A 5,885-nucleotide genomic window follows, 5' to 3' on the forward strand; every position below is an offset into this window, starting at 1 on the left:
CTCCGCCGTCAACCCCGCACGACCCACGTACCCACGCGCCACACCCACACCCGCGATGTACAACTCACCCGGCACGCCGACCGGAACCGGCCGCAGCCGCTCGTCGAGTACGTAGACGTCCGTCCCGGTCACGGGGCGGCCGATGCCCGGCACGCTGCCGACGGGGCCGTCCGCGACTCCGGCGACGGAGTAGATCGAGGTTTCGGTGGGCCCGTAACCGTTCGTCAGGTCCCACGCCACCTCGCGCACCGTGTCCGCGAGCGAGGCGGAAATCGCCTCACCGCCCATCAGCACCCGAAGCCCGGCGAACGCCAACGGCTGCTCGGAGGCGAGAGCCTGACAGAACGTCGGCGTCGCCTGCAGGAACGTCGCACCCGACGAATCGATCAACCCCGCCAACCGCGCCGGATCGAGGACCGTCTCCCGCTCCACCAGCACCAACCGCGCGCCCGCCAGCAACGGCACGAAGATCTCCACGTTCGAGATGTCGAACCCGAACGTCGTCACCGCCAGGAACCGCGCACTCGGCGTCACCTCGAACCGCTCACCCATGTCCGCGAGCACGTTCTCCAGACCACCCCGGGTCACCACCACACCCTTCGGACGACCCGTCGACCCCGACGTGTAGAGCACGTACGCCACCGCCGACGACGGCACCACCACCGGCGGCCACTCACCGTCCACCGGCGCCGGCAACGCATCCACCAGCAGGACCTCGGCGTCACCCAGGGGCAGTGCGGGCCGGACCTCCGACGTGGTGATCACGCAGGTCGGCCGGGCGTCGTAGAGGATGTACGAGATCCGGTCGGCCGGCAGCGTCGGGTCCACCGGCACATAGCCGGCACCCGCCTTCAACACCGCCCAGAGCGCCACCACCAGGTCCACCGACCGCGACAGCGCCACCGCCACCAGACCGTCCGCACCCACCCCGGACGCCACCAGCACCCGCGCCAACCGGTCGGCGCGCTCCGCGAGTTCGCGGTACGTCACCTGCTCCCACCCGCACACCACCGCCACCGTCTCCGGCGACCGCGCAGCCTGCGCCTCCAACAACCCCACCACACCCACCGACGACTGCGCCGCCGCCGCACCCCGACCCCACGACTCCACCACCAACGCACGCTCCGCCGCATCCAGCAGGTCGAGCGAGGCGAGTTCGCGGTCGGGGGCGGCCGCGACGAGTTCCAGGAGGTTCGTCAGTCGGCCGGCCAGGGCGGCGACGGTGGCGGCGTCGAAGAGGTCGAGCGCGTAGTCGATGTCACCCGCGATGCCGGCCGGGTGGCCTTCGGCGTCGAAGGTCTCGTGCAGGTCGAAGGTCAGGTCGAACTTGGCGACGCCGCTGGCGAACTCCTCGACGGAGGGGGTGATGCCGGGCAGGTCGAGGTCGGGCTCCGGGGCGTTCTGCAGGAGCAGCATGGTCTGGAACAGCGGGTGGCGGGCCAGCGAGCGCTCCGGGTTGAGCACCTCCACCAGCCGCTCGAACGGCACGTCCTGGTGCGCGTACGCCGACAGGTCGTGCTCACGCACCCGCTTCACCAGCTCACGGAAGCTCGGGTTCCCCGAGGTGTCCGTCCGCAGCACCAGCGTGTTCACGAAGAACCCGACCAGCTCGTCCAACGCCTCGTCGGTCCGCCCCGCCACCGCCGTACCCAGCGGAATGTCGGTCCCCGCACCCAGCCGGGTGAACAGGGTGGCGAGGGCCGCCTGGAGCACCATGAAGAGGCTGGCGCCGCTGTCCCGGGCGAGGTCCGCGAGGGCGCGGTGGGTGGCGGCGTCCAGCTGCCAGGGCAGCCGCTCGCCGCGGTAGGAGGCCACGGCCGGGCGCTGGCGGTCGGCGGGCAGCTCCAGCACCTCCGGCAGACCCGCCAACGCCTCACGCCAGTAAGCGAGCTGACGCGACGCCACCGACTCCGGATCGTCCTCCGCCCCCAACACCTCACGCTGCCACAACGCGTAGTCCGCGTACTGCACCGGCAGCACGTCCAACTCACGCCCCAGATAAGCGGCTTCCAGATCCCGCAGCAGCGGCGCCAACGACCACCCGTCACCCGCGATGTGGTGCAGCACCAACAGCAGCACACACTCCTCCGGCGCCACCCGGAACACCACCGCCCGCAACGGCAGCTCGGTGGACAGGTCGAAGCGGCGGGCGGCCTCGGCGGCGAGTTCGTCGGCGAGCTTGGCCTCGTCCGCCTCGCGGATCAGCAGCTCGACGGAGACGTCCAGCGGGTCGAGCACCAGCTGGCGGGGTTCGCCCTCCCGCTCGGGGAAGACCGTGCGCAGCGCCTCGTGCCGCATCACCACGGCGTTCAGCGAGCTTTCCAGCAGCGGGAGTTCGAGTTCGCCGCGGAGGCGGACGGCGACCGGGATGTGGTAGGTGCCGGCGTCCGGGTCGAGGCGGTCGAGGAACCACAGGCGGCGCTGGGCGAAGGAGAGCGGGAGGTGCTCGGGCCGGTCCATCGGGCGCAGCGCGGCGCGGGCCTGGCCGGCGCCGTCGAGGGCGCGGGCCAGGCGGGCGACGGTGGAGTGCTCGAAGACGGCGCGGATCGGGAGTTCCACGTCGAGGGCGGAGCGCACCCGGCTGACCAGGCGGGTGGCGAGCAGCGAGTGACCGCCGAGCTCGAAGAAGTCGTCGTCGATGGAGACCCGGGGGACGGCGAGGATCTCGGCGAAGACCCGGCAGAGGATCTCCTCGCGGGGCGAGCGCGGGCCGCGTCCGGTGCCGCCGCCGGTCTGCACGGTGGGGGCGGGCAGGGCGCGCTTGTCGAGCTTGCCGTTGGCGGTGAGCGGCAGCACGTCGAGCGCCACGAAGGCGGCCGGGACCATGTACTCGGGCAGTCGGCCCGCCGCGTGGGCGCGCAGGTCGGCGGCGTCGCCGACCACGTAGGCGACCAGTTGCCTGTCGCCGGGGCGGTCCTCGCGGACCACGACGGCGACCTGCTCGACCTGCGGGTGGTCGGCGAGCACGGTCTCGATCTCGCCGAGCTCGATCCGGTAGCCGCGGATCTTCACCTGGTCGTCGACCCGGCCGGCGAACTCGAGGTCGCCGTCGGCACGCCAGCGGACCAGGTCGCCGGTGTGGTACATCCGGGTGCCGGGCTCGCCGAACGGGTCGGCGACGAAGCGGTGCGCGGTCAGGCCGGGGCGGGCGGCGTAGCCGCGGGCCAGGCAGGTGCCGGCGATGTACAGCTCGCCGACCACGCCGGGCGGGACGGGCCGCAGCGCGTCGTCGAGCACGTACAGGCGGGTGTTCCACATGGCGCGGCCGAGGGTGAGCACCTCGCCGGGGATCTCGTCGTCGGGTTCGACGGCGAGCGAGGTGCAGCCGACGGTGGTCTCGGTCGGGCCGTACTCGTTGAGCACCCGGACGCCGGGGTGCTCCTGGCGCCAGGCGTCGAGGTGGGAGCCGGGCAGGGGCTCGCCGCCGAGGACGAGTTCGGCGGTGGGCGAGAACTCGGCGGGCAGCGCGCGCAGCAGGGCGAGGTGGCTGGGGGTGCCCTTGAGGAAGGCGATGCCGCCCTCGGGCACGGTGCCCTCGGGGTCGGGCAGGCCGTCGGTGAACCGGGTGAGGTGGACGCTGCCGCCGGAGATCAGCGGGGCGTACAGGCCGGTGACGGTGAGGTCGAAGGAGACCGGGGAGTGCAGCAGGGTGCTGCGCTGTGCGGCCGGGTAGACCTCGCACGCCCACAGCAGGTAGTTCACCACGGCCTGGTGCTCGACCAGCACGCCCTTGGGGCGGCCGGTGGAGCCGGAGGTGTAGATGACGTACGCGGGGTGGCCGGGCAGCAGCGGGGCGGTGCGGTCGGCGTCGGTCAGCGGGCGGTCGGACTGGGCGGCGGTCTCGGCGGCGAGCGCGGGGTCGTCGAGCAGCAGCAGTTCGGGGCCGCCGGCCGGGAGGGCGCCGGACGTCTCGGCGGTGGTGAGGACGCAGACCGGCGAGGTCTCCTCGAACATGCCGGCGATCCGCTCGGTGGGGTGCGCGGGGTCGAGCGGCAGGTAGCCGGCGCCGGTCTTCAGCACCGCGAGCAGGGCGACCACCAGGTCGGCGCGCTGCGGCAGGGCGAGCGCGACCATCCGCTCCGGTCCGGCGCCGCGGGCGACCAGGACGCGGGCCAGGCGGTTGGCGCGGGCGTGCAGCTCGCGGTAGTCGAGCCGGGTGGCACCGTGGCCGACGGCGAGCGCGTCCGGGTGCTCGGCGGCGGCGCTCTCCAGCAGCGCGGTGAGGGTGGTGGTCGGGACCGGCCGCTCGGTGCGGTTCCACTCGGTGAGCACCCGGTGGAGTTCCTCGCCGGAGAGCAACCCGAGTTCGGCGATCGGCAGTTCGGGGGTGTCGGCGGCGGTCTCCAGGGTGCGGTGCAGCCAGTCGGCGAGCCGCTGGGCGGTCTCCTGGTCGATCACGTCGGGCCGGTAGTCCAGCCGGAAGGTCAGCCGCTCGCCGGGCATGCCGACCAGGCTGAGCGCGAAGTGGGTGGCGTCCCGGGCGTCGACCTCGGTGATCTCCAGCCCGTCGGCCAGCTTCGGCGCGCCCTCGGCCCCGAGCGGGAAGTTCTCGAACACCGTGGTGGTGTCGAAGAGTTCGCCGAGGCCGGCGCCGGTCTGGATGGCGGCGAGCTGCACGTGCTGGTGCGGGGTCAGCCCGCTCTGGTGGTCCTGCAGCACGGTGAACAGCTCGGCCAGCGTCGCCCCGGGCTGCCAGGTCACGCGCACCGGCAGGGTGTTGATCAGCAGGCCGACGATGGTCTCGACGCCGGGCAGCTCCGGCGGGCGGCCGGAGACGGTGCCGCCGAACACCACGTCCGACCGGCCCAGGTGGCGGCCGAGTACCAGGCCCCAGGCGGCCTGCGCCAGCGTGTTGACGGTCCAGCCGTGCCGACGGCCGGTCGCCGCCAGCCGCTCGGTCAGCTCCTCGGACAGCTCGATGTGCACCGGCCGCGGGATCACCGGCGCGGCCGCCTGCTTGCCGCTGGCGACCAGCGTCGGCTCGGCCAGTCCGGCCAGCTCCCGCTGCCAGGCGGCGAGGGCGGCCGGTTCGTCCTGCTGGGACAGCCAGGCCAGGTAGTCGCGGTACGGAACGGCGCGACGCAGCCCGCTCGCGTCGCCCGCGCGCTCGTACAGCTCGAACAGGTCGTCCAGCAGGACCGGCACCGACCAGCCGTCGACCAGGATGTGGTGGATCGTCAGCAGCAGCCGGTGCCGCTCTCCGGGCAGCGCGGCCAGGGTGAAGCGCAGCAGCGGCGGGCGACTCATGTCGAAGCGCCGGACCCGGTCCGCGTCGGCCAGCTCGCCGAACGCCGCGTCCGCCTGCTCGCCGCGTCCGCTCAGGTCCACCTCCCGCCAGGGGGTGCGCACCTGCCGCCGGACCACCTGCAGCGGACGGTCGACGCCCTTGTGCCGGAAGCCCGCCCGCAGGTTGGCGTGCCGGGCGACCAGTGCCTCCGCCGAGAGCCGCAGGCGCTCGGTGTCGAGCGGCCCGCTCAGCTCCACGGTCAGCTGCACGGTGTAGACGTCCGGCCCCTGCGCGTCGTACAGCGCGTGGAAGAGGAAGCCTTCCTGCAGCGACGACAGCGGGAGCACGTCCTCGATCGCCGACTTCTTCATGTGCCGATACCTTTCCGAACTGTCAGTGAAGAGAGGGGACTTCGAGGCGTGGCTCAGTGGCCGGGCAGGTCGTCGTCCTCATCGACCTCGCCGAAGTGGTCGAACTCGTCGTCGTAGTCGTCCTCTTCCTCCTCCAGCAGCTCGATGTGGTGCTGGGAGAGGCTGACCAGACTCAGGTCGGACGGGGTGAAGCCACCCGCGTCCGGGTTCTCCGCGTGGGTGTGGATCGCGCGCAGCGCCTGCTGCCACAGCTCGGCCAGGCGCTCGACCTCCGCGCGGTCGAAGAG

2 protein-coding genes are annotated in these 5,885 nt (G+C 73.0%); both read right to left on the reverse strand.

The genetic code is table 11. The annotated features are described in order from the left end of the window. Positions 1 to 5,598, reverse strand: a 5,598-nt coding sequence (locus tag ACWD4U_RS34410; RefSeq protein WP_363462173.1) for an amino acid adenylation domain-containing protein, incomplete at its 3' end; no start/stop codon positions are given. 53 nt (positions 5,599 to 5,651) lie between these two features. Beyond that, positions 5,652 to 5,885, reverse strand: a 234-nt coding sequence (locus ACWD4U_RS34415) for a hypothetical protein (protein ID WP_363462171.1), incomplete at its 5' end; no start/stop codon positions are given.

Source organism: Kitasatospora sp. NPDC002522, assembly GCF_053595195.1.